Source organism: Pedobacter ginsengisoli, assembly GCF_002736205.1.
GTDB classification, from domain to species: Bacteria; Bacteroidota; Bacteroidia; order Sphingobacteriales; family Sphingobacteriaceae; genus Pedobacter; species Pedobacter ginsengisoli_A.
Genome location: NZ_CP024091.1, coordinates 2,208,655 through 2,232,761 on the forward strand (window position 1 = coordinate 2,208,655; position 24,107 = coordinate 2,232,761).

The 24,107-nt window shown below is 36.7% G+C and carries 23 protein-coding genes; 6 read left to right on the forward strand and 17 right to left on the reverse strand.

The features are described from left to right. Positions 1-4: 4 nt before the first annotated feature. The 9 genes from CPT03_RS09105 to CPT03_RS09145 form a co-directional block, all read right to left on the reverse strand. Positions 5-2,143 (reverse strand): GumC family protein, encoded by a 2,139-nt coding sequence (locus tag CPT03_RS09105; RefSeq protein WP_099438562.1) that lies wholly within the window; start codon positions 2,141-2,143, stop codon positions 5-7. A 221-nt stretch (positions 2,144-2,364) separates the two neighbouring features. Further along, a complete protein-coding gene (locus CPT03_RS09110; RefSeq protein WP_099438563.1) occupies positions 2,365-3,831 on the reverse strand; it encodes an O-antigen ligase family protein in 1,467 nt (488 codons plus the stop codon). A 10-nt stretch (positions 3,832-3,841) separates the two neighbouring features. Then, on the reverse strand, positions 3,842-5,980 hold the full coding sequence (locus tag CPT03_RS09115) for a GumC family protein (protein WP_099438564.1): 2,139 nt from the start codon (positions 5,978-5,980) through the stop codon (positions 3,842-3,844). A gap of 23 nt (positions 5,981-6,003) precedes the next feature. Continuing rightward, positions 6,004-6,684, reverse strand: a complete 681-nt coding sequence (locus CPT03_RS09120; RefSeq protein ID WP_099438565.1) for a TolC family protein — start codon at positions 6,682-6,684, stop codon at positions 6,004-6,006. A 52-nt stretch (positions 6,685-6,736) separates the two neighbouring features. Then, on the reverse strand, positions 6,737-7,813 hold the full coding sequence (locus tag CPT03_RS09125) for a sugar transferase (RefSeq protein ID WP_099438566.1): 1,077 nt from the start codon (positions 7,811-7,813) through the stop codon (positions 6,737-6,739). Positions 7,814-7,849: 36 nt separating this feature from the next. Beyond that, a complete protein-coding gene (locus CPT03_RS09130; RefSeq protein ID WP_099438567.1) occupies positions 7,850-8,233 on the reverse strand; it encodes a two-component system response regulator in 384 nt (127 codons plus the stop codon). 71 nt (positions 8,234-8,304) lie between these two features. After that, a complete protein-coding gene (locus CPT03_RS09135; RefSeq protein WP_099438568.1) occupies positions 8,305-8,673 on the reverse strand; it encodes a hypothetical protein in 369 nt (122 codons plus the stop codon). Between the two features lie 291 nt (positions 8,674-8,964). Beyond that, a complete protein-coding gene (locus tag CPT03_RS09140; RefSeq protein ID WP_099438569.1) occupies positions 8,965-9,435 on the reverse strand; it encodes a YMGG-like glycine zipper-containing protein in 471 nt (156 codons plus the stop codon). Positions 9,436-9,489: 54 nt separating this feature from the next. After that, positions 9,490-9,708: a hypothetical protein gene (locus CPT03_RS09145; RefSeq protein WP_099438570.1), complete on the reverse strand. Its 219-nt coding sequence runs from the start codon at positions 9,706-9,708 to the stop codon at positions 9,490-9,492. A gap of 137 nt (positions 9,709-9,845) precedes the next feature. On the opposite strand from CPT03_RS09145, the gene CPT03_RS09150 reads away from it, so the two are divergent. The 4 genes from CPT03_RS09150 (at position 9,846) to CPT03_RS09165 (ending at position 14,041) form a co-directional block, all read left to right on the forward strand. After that, positions 9,846-10,052: a cold-shock protein gene (locus tag CPT03_RS09150; RefSeq protein ID WP_048905079.1), complete on the forward strand. Its 207-nt coding sequence runs from the start codon at positions 9,846-9,848 to the stop codon at positions 10,050-10,052. Positions 10,053-10,233: 181 nt separating this feature from the next. Further along, on the forward strand, positions 10,234-11,058 hold the full coding sequence (locus CPT03_RS09155; RefSeq protein ID WP_099438571.1) for an SDR family oxidoreductase: 825 nt from the start codon (positions 10,234-10,236) through the stop codon (positions 11,056-11,058). A gap of 59 nt (positions 11,059-11,117) precedes the next feature. Further along, positions 11,118-12,503, forward strand: coding sequence for an MBL fold metallo-hydrolase (locus tag CPT03_RS09160; RefSeq protein WP_099438572.1), 1,386 nt, complete (start codon positions 11,118-11,120; stop codon positions 12,501-12,503). Positions 12,504-12,733: 230 nt separating this feature from the next. Next, positions 12,734-14,041, forward strand: coding sequence for an OmpA family protein (locus tag CPT03_RS09165; RefSeq protein ID WP_099438573.1), 1,308 nt, complete (start codon positions 12,734-12,736; stop codon positions 14,039-14,041). Positions 14,042-14,165: 124 nt separating this feature from the next. Here CPT03_RS09165 and CPT03_RS09170 read toward each other — a convergent pair whose 3' ends face one another. Then, positions 14,166-15,158, reverse strand: coding sequence for a TerC/Alx family metal homeostasis membrane protein (locus tag CPT03_RS09170; RefSeq protein WP_099438574.1), 993 nt, complete (start codon positions 15,156-15,158; stop codon positions 14,166-14,168). A 153-nt stretch (positions 15,159-15,311) separates the two neighbouring features. Between CPT03_RS09170 and CPT03_RS09175 the strand changes: the two genes are divergently transcribed. After that, complete coding sequence (locus CPT03_RS09175; RefSeq protein ID WP_099438575.1) at positions 15,312-16,148, forward strand: oxidoreductase; 837 nt, start codon at positions 15,312-15,314, stop codon at positions 16,146-16,148. Positions 16,149-16,230: 82 nt separating this feature from the next. Here CPT03_RS09175 and CPT03_RS09180 read toward each other — a convergent pair whose 3' ends face one another. The 3 genes from CPT03_RS09180 to tatA all read right to left on the reverse strand — a co-directional run bounded on the left by CPT03_RS09180 (position 16,231) and on the right by tatA (position 17,819). Next, positions 16,231-16,641, reverse strand: a complete 411-nt coding sequence (locus CPT03_RS09180) for a hypothetical protein (RefSeq protein ID WP_099438576.1) — start codon at positions 16,639-16,641, stop codon at positions 16,231-16,233. Between the two features lie 341 nt (positions 16,642-16,982). After that, a complete protein-coding gene (locus tag CPT03_RS09185; protein ID WP_157766390.1) occupies positions 16,983-17,207 on the reverse strand; it encodes a hypothetical protein in 225 nt (74 codons plus the stop codon). A gap of 408 nt (positions 17,208-17,615) precedes the next feature. After that, positions 17,616-17,819 (reverse strand): twin-arginine translocase TatA/TatE family subunit, encoded by a 204-nt coding sequence (tatA, locus tag CPT03_RS09190; protein WP_172954155.1) that lies wholly within the window; start codon positions 17,817-17,819, stop codon positions 17,616-17,618. Positions 17,820-17,924: 105 nt separating this feature from the next. Here tatA and CPT03_RS22785 point away from each other — a divergent pair, with 105 nt between their 5' ends. Beyond that, complete coding sequence (locus CPT03_RS22785) at positions 17,925-18,062, forward strand: hypothetical protein (protein WP_157766391.1); 138 nt, start codon at positions 17,925-17,927, stop codon at positions 18,060-18,062. 38 nt (positions 18,063-18,100) lie between these two features. Here CPT03_RS22785 and CPT03_RS09195 read toward each other — a convergent pair whose 3' ends face one another. The 4 genes from CPT03_RS09195 to CPT03_RS09210 form a co-directional block, all read right to left on the reverse strand. Then, positions 18,101-18,667: a helix-turn-helix domain-containing protein gene (locus CPT03_RS09195; RefSeq protein ID WP_099438578.1), complete on the reverse strand. Its 567-nt coding sequence runs from the start codon at positions 18,665-18,667 to the stop codon at positions 18,101-18,103. A 14-nt stretch (positions 18,668-18,681) separates the two neighbouring features. Further along, a complete protein-coding gene (locus CPT03_RS09200; protein WP_099438579.1) occupies positions 18,682-18,894 on the reverse strand; it encodes a heavy-metal-associated domain-containing protein in 213 nt (70 codons plus the stop codon). A 250-nt stretch (positions 18,895-19,144) separates the two neighbouring features. Continuing rightward, entirely contained in the window at positions 19,145-21,376 is a 2,232-nt protein-coding gene (locus tag CPT03_RS09205) for a heavy metal translocating P-type ATPase (RefSeq protein WP_099438580.1), read from the reverse strand. A 103-nt stretch (positions 21,377-21,479) separates the two neighbouring features. Next, positions 21,480-23,900: a TonB-dependent receptor domain-containing protein gene (locus tag CPT03_RS09210; RefSeq protein ID WP_099438581.1), complete on the reverse strand. Its 2,421-nt coding sequence runs from the start codon at positions 23,898-23,900 to the stop codon at positions 21,480-21,482. Positions 23,901-24,107: the final 207 nt, after the last annotated feature.

Below are 24,107 nucleotides of genomic sequence, written 5' to 3' on the forward strand. Positions count from 1 at the left end.
TTTATTATTTCACTTTATTAAGAACCCAGCCAATAAAACCAGGTTGCCCTTTAATATAGCTTAAAAGCTCTTTCTGAGGTTCTGATATAGAACGTCCAGATTCAAAAACAGCAACATTAAGCTCGGTAAAAAGTAACCATTCTTTTGCTTTATTCAGATCCTTAAGCCCGTCTACATCTATAATGATCACATCAAACTCATCCTTTAAAACTTCAAATCCTTTCCTTAAGCTTGTACTGCTCTGTGTCTCCAGCAAAGATGAATTTGCATCGTTCTTATTCAAAATCGTAATCAGGTCCTCAGTCTGGATTTCACGCTTCACCAAAAAAGTCTCAAAATCCTGACTTAGCGCCAGCTCTTTTGAGTCTGACATTACCTTCTTGGTCTCTCCTCCTATCAACAGAACCTTCTCACCCATCATCGCAAAGGCATAAGCCAAACTACCGGATAAAAAGGATTTACCCTCATTGCTATCCAGACTGGTAATCCCTACAATCTTCGAATTGTTCTTTTTCAACGCATCTGAAATCTCAAATCGTAATGACCGTAACAAATTCTTAAAGGATAAAAACTCAGGATCATTCTCTTTACTCTTCCATAACTCCCTGATATTGATATCGGGATAAGAAAGATAAGGTACAGCACCTAAAACCACAGACTTGGTGGCCTGGGCAAGTTGCTTTGAATCCCTGATGCTCCGATCTAAAAGGAACATCATTAACACCCAGGTAAAGCACAAAAACAAACTCGCTATATACGAAAGTGCAATATATATTATCCCTTTAGAGGCAAGCGGTAAACCTGGTAAACCTAACTGGGCCAGCTGAAGTTTCAGCGCCACATTCTGACCGGTCCTGTTTTGGTTATAGGTATCCAAAGAGTTCATATAGTCTTTGGTAGCCAGCTCGGCATCACGCTCATAGTTTTGAATCCCGGCATCAAAAGGCACCATCGTGTTGTATTTCGCCTTCAAAACCGACAACTCATTGTCTATCGATTTTAAACTCCCTTTGGCCTGGCTAATGGTTGTCTCAAGAGATAACTTCCTTTCAATCAGCCCTTGTCTGGAAGCCTGTGGATTAGTGACATTCTCATCCGAAATCTTTGAACTCACACCGTTTATCAATCTAGTCAGCGAGTCAACTTTATTTTTATCTGCTGCCGTAAAATTTCCATCTATATATGCACTATTAGCTATCTTCAACTGGTTCTTAAGGCTAATAATTCTTCGGTTATCTGCTGTAGAGTTTCCTGAACTTAAATTATCTATCCCGCCTTTAAGGGTGGCATCAATATCTGCTATAGCCCTTTGGTTGGCCTGAATATCCCTTATCGCCTGAGCCTTGCGCTCTTCATTTTGTGAGATCTGTGCATAAACCATCTCCGACTGCTTGTCCAGGTTCAAAACCCCATTCTTCATCTTAAAATCCTTCAAAGCTGCATTCTTCTCATTCATTGCAGCCTCTTTCTTCTTCATCAATGAATCTAACAGTTCGATAGAGTTGTTCTGGTTTAAATTAACATCCTGTCCGTAGTTATTAATAAATTCAGAAGATAAGGTATTTACTAAAAACGTCGACAACAATGGGTTCTCAGAAACGTAATAAACATTCACAAAATCACTGTTATCCGGACGGTATATTTTCAGGTTATTGGCAATATTATCATTATCATAACCCATAGAGCTAATGATGTCATACAAGGGATATTTACCAGCGTTGTCTCCAATCGCTATCACCTGCTTATTTAACAGTCTTTCCTTGTAAATCCTGATCACCTCATCAATACCGGCCTGCCCCAATTTAGAAACCTGCTTGCTATAAGGTCTGAAACTAGCCTTCGGATCTTCAAGGTCATGCAGGATCAGATGATAAGAAAGGATACTCATAATCCTTCTCATTTTCATCCGTTCTATAATGTTCGAAAACTGCTGGTTGATCTTAAAAATATCCGTATTCCGATTAGAATTAACCACAACCTGCTTAGACTGGTCTATCAAACCTGTAGCAATCTGAGCCTCAGAACTATATTGTTGGGGAAGGTTCTTTACCAGGAAATAAGTAATTCCTCCCGTCAACAGGGGTACCAATATCAAAACCCATTTATATTTACCAAGAAGTCGTAAAAATGATTTAATGTCCATTTATAAACTGTTAAATTATATTCTTATTTAATTTCTGATAATTTCATTACTTAATTATAAGAAATATTCATCATATATTAATATTCTTTCCCACTAAACAATATTGTGCCTATTACATACTTGTAATAGGATCAAATCGATTTATCCTTTGTTTTTTATCTCTAAATAAAAGGCGATTATAAAACATATTACGCCCGGAATAACGAAAATTTCAAATGGCATTAGCTTATAGTTAAATTAGGTTCATTATCTATTAATGGTACAGATTTTTTCTTATCAAAATATACACTCTGAAATATAAATGCTAATGAAACAGAAGCCACAACGGCAGATGGCATTGAATTAATTACTTCATTACCATAACTGCAGAAGAAAATTCCTGCTGTTGCCGAAAGCATCGCTATACACTTATACCTTAACCTTACATTTTGGATTTTCCAGATTATTCCACAACATTTCCCAAGGATATACATCATCATCGAAAACCAGATGGTTAATCCAACAATGCCATACATGGCCCAAACTTTAACCCAGTAGCTGTCAGGTGCAATTGTCGACAAAAACTTATCCCTGTTATATTCTCTACCCCAGGTACCAATCACTCCCAATCCTCCTCCAAAAGGATTATGCTTAAGGTATTCGCCAAGGATCATTTGATTGTTAAACCTCACATTTAATGAAGCTTCTTTAGGATTTACAGCACTCCGTAACCTGTAAATTTCATAGCTCCCATTACCTATGGTGGTAAACTTTAAAAACCCTACAAACAATAAAGTAATAATCAAACCATACATTAGTACTTTCACATTCTTTGTCAGAAAAATCAGAAACAACACCCCTACAACCAATGCAAAAAAAGCACCCCTGGTACCCGAAATCAGCATTCCATAAAAAGATAGACCTGCAGCAATTAAAGCTAGCACCCTTTTCCACGACTTAAAAGGAGCTATCGCTAAAACAATAGCAATTAGCACAAAAGAAGCCTGTGAGGCACCAAACTGTCCAGAATCACTATAAAAAGAAAACGCTCTTAATCTTCCCCATAACAAGTGGGTAACTGCTCCCCCCTCATTTAAAAACCTTTGTTCACCTGGCGACAAGCCAATATGTATCTGTTTAACACCATTTAAAGTTGCCAGTAACGACAACCCAATCAACAGTATTAATACCGTATTTAATTTCTTTTCAGAATCAAACAATAGAAGTACCAATGGAATGGTCAGTATAGGAAATAGCGCAGTACTTCTAATTTCCTGCAACCATCCCATTACACTAGCACCTGCCGGATTTATAATTTCAACCACGCTGATGATAAACCACATTAGCATCAGTTTTGTCAGCGGGTTATTTAAACGTTTCCAGTCATATCGCTTATGCTGTATAATTACAGTTATCCACGTAAGCAGTAAAAAAATTTCAATCCCTATACCATAAGCTATACTGCCCCCCACCTCGCGAGATAAAATCCCAAACAAAAAGCAATAAACTATTAATACAAGAAGCCCTATAGTGGGCTCCCTAAAAAGAAAGATCATAAAAACAACAAACAGTGCTGCCACAATCACTAATACCGGCCCTACCGGGCCAAGGTATGTTAGTAAGCTAATCCCAACAGAAACTATTATCCCTAAAACCGACAGAAATATTATACGTCGCGTTTGTGACAGTGAGGATAAAAACTGGTACATAGCCTATTTATTATTTCACTTTATTAAGAACCCAGCCAATAAAACCAGGTTGCCCTTTAATATAGCTTAAAAGCTCTTTCTGAGGTTCTGATATAGAACGTCCAGATTCAAAAACAGCAACATTAAGCTCGGTAAAAAGTAACCATTCTTTTGCTTTATTCAGATCCTTAAGCCCGTCTACATCTATAATGATCACATCAAACTCATCCTTTAAAACTTCAAATCCTTTCCTTAAGCTTGTACTGCTCTGTGTCTCCAGCAAAGATGAATTTGCATCGTTCTTATTCAAAATCGTAATCAGGTCCTCAGTCTGGATTTCACGCTTCACCAAAAAAGTCTCAAAATCCTGACTTAGCGCCAGCTCTTTTGAGTCTGACATTACCTTCTTGGTCTCTCCTCCTATCAACAGAACCTTCTCACCCATCATCGCAAAGGCATAAGCCAAACTACCGGATAAAAAGGATTTACCCTCATTGCTATCCAGACTGGTAATCCCTACAATCTTCGAATTGTTCTTTTTCAACGCATCTGAAATCTCAAATCGTAATGACCGTAACAAATTCTTAAAGGATAAAAACTCAGGATCATTCTCTTTACTCTTCCACAACTCCCTGATATTGATATCGGGATAAGAAAGATAAGGTACAGCACCTAAAACCACAGACTTGGTGGCCTGGGCAAGTTGCTTTGAATCCCTGATGCTCCGATCTAAAAGGAACATCATTAACACCCAGGTAAAGCACAAAAACAAACTCGCTATATACGAAAGTGCAATATATATTATCCCTTTAGAGGCAAGCGGTAAACCTGGTAAACCTAACTGGGCCAGCTGAAGTTTCAGCGCCACATTCTGACCGGTCCTGTTTTGGTTATAGGTATCCAAAGAGTTCATATAGTCTTTGGTAGCCAGCTCGGCATCACGCTCATAGTTTTGAATCCCGGCATCAAAAGGCACCATCGTGTTGTATTTCGCCTTCAAAACCGACAACTCATTGTCTATCGATTTTAAACTCCCTTTGGCCTGGCTAATGGTTGTCTCAAGAGATAACTTCCTTTCAATCAGCCCTTGTCTGGAAGCCTGTGGATTAGTGACATTCTCATCCGAAATCTTTGAACTCACACCGTTTATCAATCTAGTCAGCGAGTCAACTTTATTTTTATCTGCTGCCGTAAAATTTCCATCTATATATGCACTATTAGCTATCTTCAACTGGTTCTTAAGGCTAATAATTCTTCGGTTATCTGCTGTAGAGTTTCCTGAACTTAAATTATCTATCCCGCCTTTAAGGGTGGCATCAATATCTGCTATAGCCCTTTGGTTGGCCTGAATATCCCTTATCGCCTGAGCCTTGCGCTCTTCATTTTGTGAGATCTGTGCATAAACCATCTCCGACTGCTTGTCCAGGTTCAAAACCCCATTCTTCATCTTAAAATCCTTCAAAGCTGCATTCTTCTCATTCATTGCAGCCTCTTTCTTCTTCATCAATGAATCTAACAGTTCGATAGAGTTGTTCTGGTTTAAATTAACATCCTGTCCGTAGTTATTAATAAATTCAGAAGATAAGGTATTTACTAAAAACGTCGACAACAATGGGTTCTCAGAAACGTAATAAACATTCACAAAATCACTGTTATCCGGACGGTATATTTTCAGGTTATTGGCAATATTATCATTATCATAACCCATAGAGCTAATGATGTCATACAAGGGATATTTACCAGCGTTGTCTCCAATCGCTATCACCTGCTTATTTAACAGTCTTTCCTTGTAAATCCTGATCACCTCATCAATACCGGCCTGCCCCAATTTAGAAACCTGCTTGCTATAAGGTCTGAAACTAGCCTTCGGATCTTCAAGGTCATGCAGGATCAGATGATAAGAAAGGATACTCATAATCCTTCTCATTTTCATCCGTTCTATAATGTTCGAAAACTGCTGGTTGATCTTAAAAATATCCGTATTCTGGTTAGAATTAACCACAACCTGCTTAGACTGGTCTATCAAACCTGTAGCAATCTGAGCCTCAGAACTATATTGTTGAGGAAGGTTCTTTACCAGGAAATAAGTAATTCCCCCCGTCAACAGGGGTACCAATATCAAAACCCATTTATATTTACCAAGAAGTCGTAAAAATGATTTAATGTCCATTTATAACTGTTAAATTATATTTCTTACTTAACCTCCGATAATTTCATTCCAATTATCTCTTCCAATGCATCTTTTGCACTTAACAAGTTTACTTCAGTTTGAATTTTAGAGGTACTGGCAATCGTCAGGTTTATTCTCGATTGATTGTAGGTATCCAATGCTACCTCTCCCTTTTCAAACTTATTCTTTAAATTGTCAGCCACATTCTGGTTATCCTGTACACTTTGGGTATAAATTTTCAATTGGTTAATTTGTTGAATGTACGCATAATATCTTTTCTTTACTTCAGTTGCAAGTGTTAATCTGAAATCTTCTGCTTGCAATTGCGCAACTTTATAATCTGCTTTAGCTTTTTTTGCAGCATAAGGCTTTTGCAAAAAGTTTCCAAGATTCAAATTTACACTAAGTTGAAAACCGTTTACTGCATACGGATTAATCACATCAATAGCGGTTTTGTTATTTGGTCTGTAAAAATACGAAGCATTAAATATGTCCAGATATGATATTGCATTCATAGAAATATCTGTTTTCGCTTTTTCAACATTCACATCGGTAATCTTCACCTTAGGGTAATTTTTTACCGCCAGATCTATGTACTTTTCAAGATCAGAATATTTAATTTCGCCAATTATTGACTCTTGTGAAAAACTATCCAGACTTATAAACATCAGGACAATTAAAGTGAATTTTGATAGATTTTTCATTTAATTTTATATTACGTAGTTAATTTTAGATGATTAATAAGGATGATAAAAACTACACATTCTCCTTTTGGATCAATGCAGGTATAGTTTTAAGTATTATTTTTAAATCTAGGAAAATCGAATAGTTCGAAGCATAATAGTTATCAAGTTCCTTACGCTCGCGCTCCGACATATCATCCTGTCCTCTTTTACTAATTTGCCATAATCCGGTTAAACCGGCAGGCCCCAGAAATCTTGTTGACCATTCATTTGTGGTCAGTTGCTCTGCTTCGTATAAAGGTAATGGTCTGTTGCCCACTAATGACATGTCGCCAATTAATACATTTATCAACTGAGGCAATTCATCAATACTTGTTTTCCTTAAAAACGAGCCCACCTTAGTTATTCTCGGGTCATTTTTAAATTTAACAAAGGCCGTTTTATTATCTTTATTCTCTTCAGAACCCGCATATTGATTAAGGCTAGCCATCGATGCAAGCATTTTATCTGCATCACTTCTCATAGACCTGAATTTATAAAAATCAAAGATTTTATATCCAGCTCCTACCCTTTTGCTCTTATATATAATTTTACCTTTAGATTCCAGTCTAATTAGTATTGCAACAATTATAAACAATGGCAGTAAGCACAATAAAGCAAATCCAGATGCCAGTATATCAAATACTCTTTTCGTTCTTGGTGTTTTGTATTCAACCTCCATTTGCTGGGCAATATCCATCAGCTTTGGCTTAATTAACTTAAACTTCACCAAAAAATTCAAGCGCTCACAGAAATCCTCGTATGGAAAAGGATAAGTATAGTAGTCGTTAACTTTCAGTTCAAGAGCCTTTTTCCTCCAGTTAACATCGTCTTTAACGCCAACAAGTACAATAATTAGTCCTTGTAAAAGTGGGTTCTTTTTTATGTATTTTACCTGCTCAAAACACTGGCTGTTTTCATCTACCTCAATCAAAACGATATCCGGTACACTTAAAAGTGACTGATTATCTAAGTATCTTTTAAAATCATCAGGATCTTCAAGGTAAGTAATATCGCCATCAAGTTCTTCAGCTATTACTTCTTTTAGTAATTTACCAAAATATACTATTTTGGCACTTACTTTATGAAATTCAATGGTTGGGGATGTCATATTCTAGTTTGGTTATTAGGCTTCTATTATTTGGTTTCAGTTTATTAATTGAGCTATTTTTGATTTCAAAACAGCAGGATTAAATGGTTTCTCCAGGTAACTATCTATTTTAAAAGGCATATTCCTCACCTTGTCTTCTAAATCCTCTGCACCGGATAATAAAATAACAGGAGTCTCTCTATATAGGCCACTTATTTTAAGATTTCTAATCAATGTGCCCCCATCAAAATAAGGCATCATCAAATCAGATATAATTAAATTCGGATCGTTCCCCTCTTCAAGCCAGCTTATAGCTTCAATTCCACTCTTTTTAATTACAAGATCATAATCTGCAGACAATATAAATGTCAATAGCCTAAGAATACTTAGTTCATCATCAACAACTAAAATTTGTTTTCTAACGGTTGTACTATTTTCCATAATCTTATCTCCTTTCTTAAATCTTATAATTATTCCACAATCATTTCTCTATCTCTATTTCTCAATCCATATTACTTGGTAGTAATCGCAAACTCCATTTTACTAACCTCTCCTTTTACTTTACTACTTAATTCGTTTGATACTACACGTCCAAAAGAATCAATAACCAACACTCTTATATTTTGATTCTCCTTTGATACTACCTCAGTTTTCAACTTAAAATCACTAGTGTAATAAAATGGTATATCCTTACTTCCGTTTAAAATGTTACCATTAAATTCTTTAACACTAGTGTGAAATTTCACATCACAGTTCTCACATTCAATTCTCAGTATTCCTTCTTTACTTACAACTATTTCCGGATTACTAAATGTTGAGTCTTTTTTACAACTACTCAAAGCGATTAAAACAAATGCAAATAAACCAATATAAAACCTCATTTTTTCTGTATTTATTTAAGTAATTGAAAAAATCAAGCCAGCAATAAATATTAAACACTAAAAACCTATTTAAATGGCACTACAAGCCATACACACACATATTAAGAACTTTCACACTTATTACACACATTTGTGTACACAGTATAAATCAAATCAAAAACACCCTTATTGTAGAATATATTCCACAGTGGTTAATTAAAAAATCAGTACCGAGAAATTAGGGCAAAAAAAGACGGCTGTTATTTGTTTAACAGCCGTCTTTTTTAATAAATAATAAAATCTTAAGGAAAACTAGTTTTTAGGTTGTACCCTTCCAGATTTTCTATCTTTATCCCTTCCAATAAGATATCCCGCTCCTGCACCGACAACGCCACCTATAATAGCTCCTCTTCCATGTTTTTTATCAATCAATGCGCCACCAATTGCTCCGGCACCGGCACCTATAACAGTTCCTTTAGCAGCATCACTCCATCCTTTTTTCTTTGCAGGAGTAGGTGCTTCACTATTTTGATTTGCCGAAGGATGAGATGCGGCTTCATTTTGTTCAGCTAATAATAAAGTTCTTTTTTCTTCCTTTACCTGAGCAGCAATTTTTGCATCCTCTTGTTTTTTAATTTCTGCTTTTTTAAAGCTATCTAATTTTAAACTATCTTTTACTGCTACTATGGCTTGTTGCTTTATCAAAGCTTGTTCCTTTGCGTTATTAGAACATGCAGACATTAGCATTGTTCCTATTATTAATATTGAAAATAAGTATTTCATGACTTTAGAATTTTAGTTTAATACCCACAATTAGAAAAAATAGTGCCAAAAACGCTATTTATCGTCTAATCTACTGTTTACTAAACTATTATAATTTTCATTCACATCATTTTCTCCATCCGGGTTTCCAGAAATCCGGTCATTATCGTCGTTTAATCTTGTCAACAAAGTAGGCTCATCCGATGAATGATCAGCATCCAAACCCAAATTATCATCATACACGCTATTTTTCTTAGGATTTAAATCTGTATCATCTTTTATTTTCTCCGTCATAAATATTCATTTTAAACCACTAAATATAACAAAAATTGAAGTTTTAAGTTTCATTAGTTAAACAAAATAACTCTAAATCCAACATTTTGATATTAATATTCTATTGATTACTTTCACATCGAAATAACATTAATACTATGCGTACAACAGGAAAAGTTAAATGGTTTAATTCTGCAAAAGGATTTGGATTTATAACTCCAGAAGATGGAGGAAAAGATATTTTCGTACATTTTTCTGCTATAGCAGGAGATTCATTCAGAGAACTAAATGAAGGCGACAGTGTAGAATTCGAATTGAACGAAGGAAAAAAAGGCCCTGAGGCTCAGAATGTAAAAGTTCTTTAATCACCCTCTTTCAATCAAAAAAAGCCTGTATCATAAACCCTGATCAGGCTTTTTTCATTTAACATAATAGTACACCCATAAATAGTACAATCGTAATAACATAATCGTTTAATACTACTCCCGTCATCCTGAATTTATTTCAGTACCCCGGAATAGCTATTCAAACCCCTTAATAACACCTATGCAAAAAACAATCAGCATACTCGGATGTGGCTGGTATGGCTTAGAATTAGCAAAACACCTCATTTCTAAAGGCTACAAAGTTAAAGGCTCAACAACTAGCCCCACTAAACTACAACAGCTCCAAGCAGAAGAAATTGAACCATACCTGGTTAGCTTTCATGAACAAAGCATAGCCTATGATGATGCTTTTTTTAAAAGCCACACGTTAGTTATTTGCATCCCACCCAAAAGAAGCAGTGCCGAACAAGCAAGCTTTCCAGATAAAATAAAAGAAATCTGTAAGGCTGCTAACAACAATACAATCAAAAATATATTATTTATAAGCTCAACTTCAGTATATGGCGATTGTAATATCGAATTATCAGAAACTGATGAACCAAAACCTGATACCCCCTCCGGCAAAGCCATGGTAATTGCCGAAGAAATATTCCGTCAGCAACATTCCCTTAAAACAACAATACTTAGGTTTGGTGGCCTTATTGGTCCTGGCCGGGATCCTGGCAGGTTCTTCGCCGGTAAAATAAATGCGCCAAACGGGCAGGCACCTATAAATCTAATTCACTTAACAGACTGCGTTGGTATTAGCACACATATAATAGAAACTGAAAGTTTTGGGCATACATTTAATGCCTGCACACCAGACCACCCAGCAAAACAAGTGTTTTATACACAAGCAACTGCTAACTCAGGTTTAGAACCACCAACGTTTATAAATGAACTTACAAATTGGAAAATAGTTAGCTCCAATAAATCATGTGTATCGTTAAAATATAATTACCAGATAACCAATTGGGTACAATGGCTACAAAAAGGTAAATTATAATTTAGTTTACGCTTAACTGTTAAAATGATAACTTGCCGTTATTAGGATAACCACGAAATATGAAATTGACCATTTGGGGAGCAGCTAAACAGGTAACAGGAAGCATGCACCTTTTGCAATTAGAAAATTATAATATATTAATAGATTGTGGTCTCGACTACGAAAAAGACACTTATCAGGAAGAAAATCAATATTTCCCTTTCGATCCAGCTTCCATAGATGTAGTGATACTAACCCATGCACATATAGACCATTCGGGGAATCTGCCAACTCTGGTTAGAATGGGATTTGAAGGCCAAATATTAAGTACACCCCCAACAGCAGATTTAACTGAGCTACTATTACACGATTCAGTAAATGTGTTTATTGGAAAACAAAACAGACGTCCAAAAGGTCGCAAAGGAAGATCGGGTCCTCAGCCCCTCTACCTTCAAAAACATGTAAACGATACCATAGACAGGTTTGTTACCATAGCTTTCCACAAAGAGTTTCGTTTAAATGGCAATGTATCATTAACCTTTATACCTATCGGCCATCTTCTTGGTGCAGCTGCAATAGTTTTAACAGTAATAGATAAAGGGATAGAAAAAAAGATCGCTTTTACCGGCGATATAGGCCGTGCCAACTATCCTGTTTTAGTTGATCCGGAACCATTACCACAGGTAGACTATCTTGTATCCGAATCCACATATGGTGGCCGTTTACACAGCCACGATTTAACCCTGCAAGAAAAGCTAATAGAAACCATAAACGAATCGTGCATTAAATATCCGGGCAGGCTAATTATTCCGGCCTTCAGCATTGGCCGCACCCAGGCATTGGTTTATTCCTTAAATAAGATCTTTAGTAGCGGGCTGCTTCCGCCGGTAAAAATATTTGTAGATAGCCCGCTGGCAACCATTGCAACAGACATATATAGAAAACACCACCACTTGTTAAATCAGGAATCTCAGGATTTTTACAGTAAACAAGGTGATGAATTTGAGTTTGATGAACTCTCTTACGTGAGTGATAAGCGCGAAAGCCAATCAGTTTCCAATTATCATGAACCCTGTATCATAATCTCTTCTGCCGGTATGCTCGAAGGTGGACGTATTCAGGATCATCTGTACTATAACATTCAAAACTACTACTGCACTATCCTGTTTATTGGCTATTGTGCAAAAGGAACTCTGGGTGATAGATTACTAAGAGGCGATCCAATAGTTCGTTTAAGAAACCGCGATTTAATGGTTTATGCCACTATACAAAAAACAGACTTGTTAAGTGGCCATGGCGATCATAATGATCTTCTTAATACCATTAAACAGCAAGATCCCGAAAAGCTAAAATCGGTATTTCTTGTTCATGGAGAAATTAAAAGCATGACCATGCTTTCTGATGCATTAACAGCACTCAACTACAAAGTTAATTTACCTGAAAAAGGTGAAACTTTCGAGTTATAAAATATCAGTTCAAGCACAAACTGTATTAAATACTATACAAAATTCTTAACGTTTAAACGTTAGTTTGCTTTTTTTGGTATAAATAGTACCAAAAACTAATTAACTGACTATTAGATATTTCAAATTTAAAATTAGATAAAATCGGCTTTGGCAAGGTTATTACAAGCAGATTATCATTCAGTAATTAAAATGAAGCTGAAAAGAACTCAAATATCTAATTTATAAAAAACATGAAATCAAAAATTACAAAAGCAGCAATGATATTATCCCTGGTGGGATTATCAACGCAATTATTTGCACAGGAGGCTGACTCTCAATCATCAGAAAGATTCTCTAAGAAATATTTCCGTACCTGGTCTGTTGGACTAAATGGTGGTATGTTAACACACTACACTCCGTTCAACAACAGAACTAATGGAAACTTCAATACGCCATACGAGGCTTGGGGTTACGGTGGTTACATCAAAAAGCAAGTAGTACCGGGATTTGGTATCCAGGCCGATTTCCTTGCAGGTAAAGTTAAAGGTGCTAACGTTATTGGTGGCGCTAAATCAACTTTCGAATCAAGAATCGACTGGTCAGCAGCTATTAGTGGTAACTTTACTATCGCTAACATGAGTTTAAACCAAAAACGTAACTTCCTTTCTCCTTATGCTACAATTGGAGCAGGTTATATGTCGTCTGCGGCAACAACTAATCATCCTGCCGGAGCAAGCACAGGGTACGATCAAAATTGGTTTGTTCCAATTGGAGCTGGTTTTAAATTAGGTGTTTCAAAAGGTGTAAACATCGATTTAGGTTACACAGTTAGCTTCATGAAAGCAAATAACTTTGATGGTGTAACAGGTGGTGCTAACGACAGATTCTCTTATGCCCACGCAGGTATCGAGATTGCTTTAGGTAGAAAAGGAACTTCTCAATTACAAAACTTCAGCCCTATTGCCGCTATCCGCGAAGAAAGTGCTGCTGAAAGTGCTGAATTAAGAAGAGCATTATCAACTGCCGAAGAAAATGCAAGAAGAGATAAAGAAGCTTTAGAAGCTCAGTTAGGTGATGATGATGGAGATGGAGTTGCTAACAAATTCGATAAATGTGCCGGTACTCCTGCAAACACAGTAGTAGATGGTGCCGGATGTCCAATTAAAGTTCAACGTGAAGTTATCAAAGAAACTAAAGTTGTTGTAACAGAAGCTGACCGTAAAGTTGTTGATGAAGCCATCAAAAACCTAGAGTTTGACTTAGGTAAATCAACTATCCGTTCTACTTCATACGCTACATTAAACAAAGTTGCTGAGTTGTTAATTCAGAAAAACTTTAGCTTAAAATTAGCGGGTCACACAGATAACACAGGTTCAATGGCTTTAAACCTACGTTTATCTAAAGACAGAGCAGAATCTATCAAAACATATTTGGTATCGCAAGGTGCAAACGCTTCACGTATCGAAGCAACAGGTTACGGTCCAAACCAACCTATCGCATCTAACAAAACTGCCGAAGGTCGTCAGAAAAACCGTAGAGTAGAGTTTACATTATACTAGTATCTCACTAGTATAAATACCAATCTCATAAACAAAAAAAAGCCTGGTCAATTGACCAGGCTTTTTTTTGTTATAAAATCTTCCAACAGGCGCTCAATCTAAATACTAATTACTAAATACTCCCTTACCCCTCAATCCCTTTCTTTGGCGAAAAAATCAAAGAGGCAACCACACTCAACACCAATACACCTCCTACTATAGATAGCGACAGCGGCGATGAGATATGATAAAAAGGAGCAATTACCATTTTAACACCAATAAATGCCAAAATAATAGCCAAACCATACTTTAACAGGCTAAACATATAAATAAAGTTGGCCAGCAGAAAATACAGCGCTCTTAAACCAAGTATTGCAAAAATATTAGAAGTATATAGAATCAATGGATCATCTGGCGCTATTGCAAAAATAGCCGGGATAGAATCAACTGCAAACAATAAGTCTGTAAATTCAATAACAGCTACCACAACCAACAAAGGAGTTGCAAGTTTTACACCATTTTGTACGGTAAAAAACTTAGCCCCATCAAACTCTTTGCTCACTTTAAAAAACTTATAAATCAAGCGTGCACCAGGACTTTTACTAAAGTCTTTATCTTCATCCTCATGGTCATCAGACATTCCTGATTTGATACCCGCATAGATAAGAAATAAACCAAAAATCAATAAAACTATATTAATCTTTATCAACTTACCAAATACAGTCATCTCAGGTAAATAGGTTAAATTAATCAGTCCAACACCTGCAAAAATGAAAATAGCACGAAACACTAGTGCACCAATAATACCCCAAAACAATACTTTATGATGCAATTCTTTTGGAACTTTAAAAAAGCCGAATACCAAAATAAAAACAAAAAGATTATCAACCGAGAGCGCCTTTTCTATCCAGTAAGCAGATTGAAATTGCGTAAACTTCTCAAAACCGGAAGTAAGGTAAATAACCCCGCTAAAAATCATGGATAAACTTATCCAAACAACAGACCACACAAGTGCTTCTTTGCTACTAACAGCGTGTACTTTTTTGTTAAATACACCCAAATCTAAAAGCAACATTACTACAACAAGAACCCCGAATCCGATAATCACCCCGGGGTGATCAATTAAATTATTACTCATCTTTTACTTCTCTTTTGAAACTCCGCTAAAATGCTAAAAAAGATCGGCTTTAAGCACTGTTAATAAATTTTCTACACCTTATAAAATGATTAAATACTGACAACCATATTCTAATTATGATGTTACTTAGTTATAAAATTATAAAATCATATTATGGAAAAAGTATGGCTCATAACAGGCTGTTCAACAGGCTTTGGCCGGGAATTAGCTAAGCAAGTACTGGAACTTGGATATAAAGCCGGCGTGGCCGCCCGAAACATTGCCGATGTAGAAGATATTGTTAAACAATACCCCGAAACATCAATAGCAATAACACTTGATGTTACCAAACACAATGATATTACAAATGCAACAAAACAATTAACCGAAATATTTGGTCGGGTTGATGTGTTGGTAAACAATGCAGGCGTTGGTTATTTTGGCTCGGTAGAAGCCAGTGATGAACATGAAACCAGAAAAATGTTTGACATTAACTTCTTTGGATTGGCTAACATGACCAAGGCAGTATTACCACATATGAGAAGGCAAAGAAGTGGACATATCATTAACATAGCTTCTATTGGAGGTTTAATGGCCTTTCCGGCACTGGCTTATTATAATGCAACTAAATTTGCTGTTGATGGATTTTCTGAAGCTTTGGCTAAAGAAACTGCACCACTAGGTATAAAAGTAACCATTGTTGCTCCAAGTGGTTTCCGTACTGACTGGGCAGGCCGTTCGGCCAACGAAGTTCAAAACGAAATAGAAGATTACAAAACTACTGCCGGGGCAAATAAAGATAACATCAGGGCTTACAGCGGCAACCAACCAGGCGATCCTGTACGTGCTGCCAAGGCAATTATTAAAGCAGTAGAAGCCGAAAATCCACCATTGCGTTTATTACTGGGTGCCGCAGCATTAAAAAATGCACGCAAAAAAATTGAAGAACTAGCACATGATTTCGATGCTTGGGAAGAAACCACCGTTGGTGCAGATTTCCCCAAATCTTAAACGATCTGTATAAATTAGAGGCTGCATCATAAATTCAGGATGACGATCACATTTATGATGCAGCCTCTCTTAAACCTACCGTTTAACTGCAGTGATTAAGCCAATCTACTAACTTGTCTATTGCGCTTTGAACCGGCTTATTCATCAATAAACTTTGCTCCTTACTATCGCCCCATATTGCTGCAAAACGTTCTTCCGAAAAATTGCTTAAGTTTTTGCAAACTGTATCGGTTCCACCTGTTTCATTGGTATGAATCTGGAAAACAGGTTTTCCTTTACCATCAATATTTACGCGAGAATAAGCGATTAATTTGCCGTTCTTTTCTGCAATTCCAATGGGCAGCCCAAAATCAGAAGTTAGCCGCGTACCAACACCATTTTCATGTTTAATAGCCAACGAATTATTGCCGTAAAGGGTGATAACCGATTTCAAATCTTGTAAATAAACTTCCCGGAGCTTTATATCCTCTTTTTTTATCTCTGTTGGTTCCATAACTTAAAACTTATTACACAAAATTAGGGAACTGCTATAAAGGGATACAGATACAAAAACGTTATTATCAATCGATACAGATTAATTTAAGGAGCACCTTAACACACATCTGTCAGAAAAAGTTGAAAAGCTTGAATAATATTTGAGAAATACTTGAGAAATACTTGGGTTGAAAGATGATTGGAACATCGTTGAGAGATGGTTGGAATATGTATGATGATATTTCAACCATCTCTCAACGATCTTTCAACCATACCTATAACATACTTAAGATCAAGTGTTTCTCAAGTATTTCTCAAATATTACTCAATAGTTTCTTATGGTTTTCTTCGACATCCTGCTTAATTTTTTTCAGAATCTATCATATCCGACTGATCCGCTTCAAAAAGATTGTAGTTATCATACAGTAATGCCAGCAATTCTTCGTAAAAAGCAAGGATCATTAAACCCCGATTAGCGCTTAGCTTACTTACATCCAGTGTGTTGGAGTGCTTTAAAAATTGATCTATGTATTGCTTGCAGGTATTTAGCGACTCAGAAATTTGTTTGGCTTGGCTCATGCTCATTTTTTATTTTGTTAAATAATTAAATGAGTCTCTGGAGGTATAAAAAAAGGATGCACTATGGCGGGCCCTAAATACCGCACTACCAGGCTTCTCACGGCCTTGCCCACGGATTTACAATAGAGCCCATAACGCCATAGTGCACCCTCAAAAGTACAACTAATATTGTTATGGGCATTAAGCTATTGTCTCTGGGCTTGTATGTGAGAATTTGGAAGTAGAGACTCTTATATTAATACCTCATTTAAGAAGCTGGTTATATAATCGTTTTTATAATTTCATTAACCTATTTTAATTTTCAATTAACAATAAACCAAATATAACAAAACACTTAAACTATTGTTGATTTCTTTTAAATTAATTTTTTGGATAAATTTGTGAAATTTTGGAATAAAATTCAGAAAATTGAATTTATACCTTATGATTAATATTCTCCTCGGATTTTCCCCCTGCCTCATCAACACCGTCTTTTCCGTTATTAAATTCTCTGATGCCCTTTCCCAGACCACTCATCAGTTCCGGAATCTTCTTTCCACCAAAAAGCAAAAGAACTACAACTAAAATAACCAGAATCTCCTGTGTACCCAATGCGGCCAGTAATGTGTTATGTAACATGTGCTATAAAATTTATAAGATTAATCTGGCACAAGAATAATATACTCAGATTAAAACCGCATTAAAACGATCTAAATTTCATTTACCTTTATCTTGCTGTTTATTATGGAAATACTGATTATAGAAGATGAACCAAGAGTTGCAAGCCTGGGCCTCGATATGCTAACCGATAAAAACAGGACGAACTGGATATATCAGGGAAAACCATGGGTAGGAATACTGTTTGGGATTACGCTGAATTAATTTGGCACACATATAATAGCTAAGCAATTGCTTAGCTATTAGTTTAATTTATCAATGGGTTTCCTATTCTTAACAGCTGAAGCTTTGTATTTACTTGGCGACAGCCCCGTTAAAGATTTGAATTGTGCAGACAAATGCGCGCTACTGCTGTATCCCATTTTAAAAGATATTTCGTTCAGGTTCAGTTCACCGTACTCTAATAGTTCTTTTACTTTTTCTATTTTTTGTTGAATGATGAACTTCTCGATGGTTAAACCCTCTGATTCTGAAAATAATCTGCTCAGGTAATTATAGTCTTTATTTAATTTATCGGCTACCAGATGCATTAGGCTTTGGTTGATCTCGCCCAGGTCAGAGTAGTGAACAAAATTGATTACTTCATTTTTAATCTGTTCTATCAGTTGGTTTTTTTCCTTTTCTATAAGTTCAAAACCTAAAGCCTGAAACTCGAAAGCAATATCCTTCAGTTGTTCCGGATTCGGATCAGGAGCAACCTCTACTTTACCTAACGTAATTTGTTTAACCGAAAAACCAAGGCCTTGCAACCGCTCATTTACAATCATGATGCAGCGGTCGCAAACCATATTTTTTACATATAATGTCATAATTATTAAGCTAATTATACTTGTTCGGCCTTGTAGCCGGCTTTTTCTAAGGTACCGATTATTTCTGAGGCTTTAAGCTCATCATCGGCGTCCACTTTCAATATTTTATCAGGATTTTCGATATCAACTTCCCAATTTTCTAGTTTATTTAAATTGTTTAAATGAGGAGTTACTGTTGCAATACATCCTGCACATTTAATATTTGTTTTGAATCTTAAAGTTTGCATTTTTTTAAAGTTTAATTGTTGTTATAATGTTATGTTTTAATCTGTTGTTATTATCGTTACTCTGTTAAGCCACTTGTCATTCTGCTATTAATACACGCCCGTCATCCTGAATTTATTTCAGGATCTCCGCCTTAGTATGTTTTTACGGCGATCGCATTAAGATCCTGAAATAAATTCAGGATGACGGCAGGTCGCTAACCGGACGATGGCAGGCAGATTGCTAACTTGAGATCGCTTCATGATCAGCTCCCTAGAGCTTTGCAAATTTTAGCCTTAAGCTATTACTTACTACCGATATTGAACTTAATGCCATAGCAGCACCGGCAATCATAGGATTTAATAAAAACCCATTAACCGGATACAATACCCCTGCGGCAATTGGAATTCCTATTAGGTTATAAATAAACGCCCAGAATAAGTTCTGCTTAATAGTTCGTACTGTTTTTTTAGACAGTTGCAGCGCTTTTGGAACCTGTAAAAGATCTGAAGAGATAAGCGTAATCTTTGCCACATCTATGGCAATATCAGAACCTCTGCCCATTGCTATTGACACATTAGATTGCGCTAACGCCTGGCTGTCGTTTATCCCATCGCCTATCATTGCTACAACTTTACCATCAGCTTGTAGTTTTTTAATAAATTCAGCCTTATCAGAAGGCAATACTTCGGCAACAAAGTTGTCTATCCCTGCCGTTGTAGCCACCGCAGCAGCAGTTTGTTTGTTATCGCCGGTAAGCATATAAACCTCAATACCCTGCTTAATAAGTTTTGAAACCGCTTCTTTTGATCCTGTTTTTATCTGGTCAGCAATTGATACTACAGCCAGTACCTCTGTTTCATTTGCAAAGTAAATTACGGTTTGAGCTTGATTTTGTAACACTTTAGCCTGTTCTTTTAACTCGCTGGATATTACCTGATTATGATCAGATAATATTTTATGACTGCCCGCCCAGTACTTCTTACCATTGTAAACTACTGATACTCCTTTACCTGTTAAACTATCGAAATCTGTAATTGCAGCAGGCTTTACATCATCCTTTTTAAGATGATTAAAAATTGCCTCGGCCAATGGGTGTTCAGAGCTTTGTTCCATAGCAGCAAATACCTGTTTTAATACATCTGTAGTTTCGGGTAAAGTGCTGGCCCAATGCATAGAAGTTACCTCTGGTTTACCTTCTGTAATAGTCCCTGTTTTATCTAAAACTATGGCATTTACTTTATAACCAAGTTCAAGAGCTTCGGCATCTTTAATTAAAATACCACTCTCGGCACCCTTACCTATTCCAACCATAATTGCTGTTGGTGTTGCCAGCCCCAACGCACAAGGACAGGCAATCACCAGTACAGTAACCATAGCTAACAATCCTTGTGTAAAGGCATGTTCTCCGCCAAATAACAACCACACGCCCAGTGTAATTATGGCAATTAATATCACAATAGGTACAAATATCCCGGCTACCTTATCAACCAGTTTTTGAACCGGAGCTTTAGAACCCTGAGCTTCCTGTACCAGCTGAATAATATGTGCCAGCATAGTCTCACTACCTACTTTTTCTGCTATAAATCTGAAGCTTCCTTTTTGATTGATGGTACCTGCAAAAACATTGTCGTCTTTTTGTTTGGAAACAGCTACAGGCTCTCCGGTAATCATACTTTCATCTACAAATGAATTACCATCATAAACCTTACCATCAACAGGGATTTTTTCTCCTGATCTAACCAATAGCCTATCACCTGCTTTTACATCAACTACTTCAATTTCTTTTTCACCTTGATCAGTAATTAGCACTACTGTTTTAGGCTGTAAACCAATCAGTTTCTTTATGGCAGATGAAGTATTAGATTTAGCACGTTCCTCGAGCAGTTTACCTAACATTATAAACACTATAACTACCGCCGCTGCTTCGTAGTAAACATGCGGGTGTAAGCCTCTTTGATGCCAAAACTCTGGGTAAAAGGTATTAAACACACTGAAAATAAAAGCTATACCAGTACTTAAGGCTACCAAGGTATCCATGTTTGCCTTGCTATGTTTTGCTTGTTTAAAGGCATTTATAAAAAAGTTTTTACCAAAGTAGAAAACTATGGGGGCCGATAAAACAAGCATAATGTAATTGGCATAAGGCATATCCATAAAAAGCATACCTATTATTACTACAGGTATTGTTAATATTCCTGCTGCAATTATTCTCTTTTTTAACGATTTATAGTTATCGGCCTGTATTTGCTCCTGTTTTTCGCTTCCTTTTTCTGCATCAAGAATTAAATCGTAGCCTATTGACTGAACTACTTTCTGCATCCCTTCTGGTTGTATTACATCTGCATCATAAGTTACTTTTACCTTTTGTGTGGCATAATTTACCTCTGCTTGTTTTACTCCGTTTTGTGCACCTATCATAGACTCCACACTTACCGCACAGCTGGCACAGGTCATCCCTAGAACGGGAAAGGAAATTGTTTCTATATTTTCTTGTAAACTCATAATCTTTATTATTTACAAGACAAAGGTACCATGCAAAGTGCCGGAGGGGGTTACATAATATTGTGATTAATTTATATAATTCAGAAACATAAAAGGTAACTACTTAATTACTCACATCATCATTGCTGATGCCACGCTTATTCTTTTTAATGGATTCTTTCATTTTTCCAAACTTATAGCTTAAGCTACCACCTACTGTGCGGAAGTTTTGCTGACTATTGTTTACCTGATTAAAATTAGGACCAAATCTATTGGTCACATTAACACGGTAGCGGTTGAATGGATTATTTGTAAAAGCTGAAAAAGTGAGTTTATCTTTAACAATATCTTTATTAACGTTAAATGCGGTGCCCAGATAGGTATTTGATTGCTGCTGAATGGTCAGCTCTCCACCATTAAGATAAGCACTACCACTTAATCTCCATCCATTATCCAAACGCAGGCCTGTTGTAAGATTAAATCTGTACATAAAACCTTGGTTTCGGATAGGTTTTCCATTGCTGATACCATCGGCCCAGCCATGCATCAGATTTCCATTAAGGCTAAGGTTCCAGGTCTTGCTCATTGGATAATTAAAGTTTATGTTTCCACCAAGGGCTTTTGCTCCCCCAGTATTTTCGTATCTGGTGCGGGTGATATTTGTTTGCGAATCATATTCAGATACCTGAAAAATAAGCCCTCTGATCCAATTGTACATTAGATTCATGTTTAAGGAGCCTTTTTTATTCCAGTCGAATCCGAAACGGATAGAATTACCCTTAGTTGGTCGCAGATCGGGATTACCTGTATTTTCAAAGGTTGGATTAGTACGGTCAACAAAAGGATTGAGCTGGTTAATACCAGGCCGCTGAATACGTTGATTCCATCCAAAACTTATGCCTGTGGTTTTAAATCGTTTACTTAGGGAAACTGAAGGGACAAAACTAAAATAATTCTGTTTAACCTTTGATTCAGTAGTTACAAAATCTGCATCCACTATTGTCTGTTCTAAACGAATACCTACCTTAAATGACCAGTTGTTTTTGAGGTTATACTGGTAGGTATTGTAAGCCGCCAGAATGGTTTGGGTATTATTAAAAGTGTTGGTTTTTGAAGTATCTATGGCATAATCATCTGAAGGGGTTCGCGAGTAATACTTGAAATCACTTTCGTTGGTACGAAAAATACCCTTTATCCCTGCTTCAATTGTAAGGTTTTTAACCGGGTGAACATAATCCAATTGAGCAGTATGTTCGTTCATCATACTTTCATTAACCTGCTGAAAATCGGGAAGGTCATAATTGGTACGGTTAGAAAAAAGCTGATCCGAAGTATCATCATTTGTGAAACCATAGTAGCGATAAGAGAAGGTTAATAGTTGATTTTTGTTTCTTCGGAAACCCTTTTGATAATTTATGGCTGCATCTGCACCCCTGCCAGAGTTGTCGTTATTAGTCAGCAAGTTGTATTGCTGCAGGAGTTCTGTGTTGTTTTCTAAAAGTGAGCGTTGGAAAAACTTGCCGGAACCACTACTGCCGTTTAGGTTTAGCTGACCTGAAAGCAGGTTTAAGGAATCAATCTCATAGCTCAGCTCAGTGCCCAGATAAGCATTTTTACCATCACTTTCACGGTCTGCAGATTGGAAAAGGTTTGACGGTGATGCATCAGTACTTACTCTGGAGATCGTAATACCGGTTGATGGTGTGTTAGATAAACTGGCCCCGCCAAAAGCAGATATTCCAAGCTTTCCGGATTTGGTGGTAAATGAACCACCTATAGATGGTCCCCCCAATGGATAGCGTTCACTGAAATTTACATTACCGTTATAGCCGTTCTCTACTGCTTTGTTGGTTATAATGTTAATGATGCCTGCTAAACCTTCTGCGTCATATTTGGAAGATGGCGTAGTAATTACTTCAATCTTTTGAATAGAAGAAGCTGGCATGCTTTTGAGCACGTCTTTCGGATTACGCTCCATTAAGCTCGATGGTTTACCATTGATAAAAATCCTATAAGCAGAATTCCCATTCAGCTGAACATTATCATCGGCATCAACGCTTAGGAACGGAACTTTTCGCATCATTTCCAACACACTATACGACTTGCTATCGGGGTCTGCCTGTAAGTCATAGGTAATACGGTCAGCTTCTTGCTTAATTAAGGGTCGTGCGGCTACAATCGAAACATCTTTAAGCTGATGGCTTGCAGGGCTGATATGGATTCTCCCTAGATCGAGTATTGGATTATTTGGATCGATTGAAATCTCCAGTGTTTTTGTTTTATACTCAACTGAAGCAAATGTTACCGAAAACCTGCCAGCAACGAGTTGATCAATCAGGAATGAACCATCTATTTTACTGAGCTGAGTTTTTAATACTTCTTTATTGGCATTTTTTACGGCAACTGTTACAAATGCAGCTTCTTTGCCTGAAATGGAATCGATTAATGATCCTTTTAGGGTATGTATACCGGTTGCAGGTTGTGCAACCGCAGCAAAGAAACCGATAAAAAATATAATGAGAGTGAGTATAATTTTCCGTTCCATAACGATAATGTTTTGAAATTAGATTATCAGTCATGTAATATGTTACACAAGGATATGTGTTTTATACTGTACTATGCATTACAAACTACCTAATTGGTCAGATGATAAATCAGCTATTCTTCTTTTTTCCCACTTTATGACCTGCTACTGCATCCCACAAAAGTTTGAGCACCCCCAGGCGTTCCATCAGGGTTGGTGATTGGAAAT

Coding starts and splice junctions, on each gene's coding strand:
- CPT03_RS09165 (WP_099438573.1), top strand. CDS start 12,734: ATGAAATCAAAAATTACAAAAGCAGCAATGATATTATCCCTGGTGGGA.
- CPT03_RS09125 (WP_099438566.1), bottom strand. CDS start 7,813: ATGACATCCCCAACCATTGAATTTCATAAAGTAAGTGCCAAAATAGTA.
- tatA (WP_172954155.1), bottom strand. CDS start 17,819: ATGTTACATAACACATTACTGGCCGCATTGGGTACACAGGAGATTCTG.
- CPT03_RS09175 (WP_099438575.1), top strand. CDS start 15,312: ATGGAAAAAGTATGGCTCATAACAGGCTGTTCAACAGGCTTTGGCCGG.
- CPT03_RS09205 (WP_099438580.1), bottom strand. CDS start 21,376: ATGAGTTTACAAGAAAATATAGAAACAATTTCCTTTCCCGTTCTAGGG.
- CPT03_RS09180 (WP_099438576.1), bottom strand. CDS start 16,641: ATGGAACCAACAGAGATAAAAAAAGAGGATATAAAGCTCCGGGAAGTT.
- CPT03_RS09195 (WP_099438578.1), bottom strand. CDS start 18,667: ATGACATTATATGTAAAAAATATGGTTTGCGACCGCTGCATCATGATT.
- CPT03_RS09170 (WP_099438574.1), bottom strand. CDS start 15,158: ATGAGTAATAATTTAATTGATCACCCCGGGGTGATTATCGGATTCGGG.
- CPT03_RS09140 (WP_099438569.1), bottom strand. CDS start 9,435: ATGAAATACTTATTTTCAATATTAATAATAGGAACAATGCTAATGTCT.
- CPT03_RS09200 (WP_099438579.1), bottom strand. CDS start 18,894: ATGCAAACTTTAAGATTCAAAACAAATATTAAATGTGCAGGATGTATT.
- CPT03_RS22785 (WP_157766391.1), top strand. CDS start 17,925: ATGGAAATACTGATTATAGAAGATGAACCAAGAGTTGCAAGCCTGGGC.
- CPT03_RS09115 (WP_099438564.1), bottom strand. CDS start 5,980: ATGGACATTAAATCATTTTTACGACTTCTTGGTAAATATAAATGGGTT.
- CPT03_RS09155 (WP_099438571.1), top strand. CDS start 10,234: ATGCAAAAAACAATCAGCATACTCGGATGTGGCTGGTATGGCTTAGAA.
- CPT03_RS09145 (WP_099438570.1), bottom strand. CDS start 9,708: ATGACGGAGAAAATAAAAGATGATACAGATTTAAATCCTAAGAAAAAT.
- CPT03_RS09110 (WP_099438563.1), bottom strand. CDS start 3,831: ATGTACCAGTTTTTATCCTCACTGTCACAAACGCGACGTATAATATTT.
- CPT03_RS09105 (WP_099438562.1), bottom strand. CDS start 2,143: ATGGACATTAAATCATTTTTACGACTTCTTGGTAAATATAAATGGGTT.
- CPT03_RS09160 (WP_099438572.1), top strand. CDS start 11,118: ATGAAATTGACCATTTGGGGAGCAGCTAAACAGGTAACAGGAAGCATG.
- CPT03_RS09120 (WP_099438565.1), bottom strand. CDS start 6,684: ATGAAAAATCTATCAAAATTCACTTTAATTGTCCTGATGTTTATAAGT.
- CPT03_RS09130 (WP_099438567.1), bottom strand. CDS start 8,233: ATGGAAAATAGTACAACCGTTAGAAAACAAATTTTAGTTGTTGATGAT.
- CPT03_RS09185 (WP_157766390.1), bottom strand. CDS start 17,207: ATGAGCATGAGCCAAGCCAAACAAATTTCTGAGTCGCTAAATACCTGC.
- CPT03_RS09135 (WP_099438568.1), bottom strand. CDS start 8,673: ATGAGGTTTTATATTGGTTTATTTGCATTTGTTTTAATCGCTTTGAGT.
- CPT03_RS09150 (WP_048905079.1), top strand. CDS start 9,846: ATGCGTACAACAGGAAAAGTTAAATGGTTTAATTCTGCAAAAGGATTT.
- CPT03_RS09210 (WP_099438581.1), bottom strand. CDS start 23,900: ATGGAACGGAAAATTATACTCACTCTCATTATATTTTTTATCGGTTTC.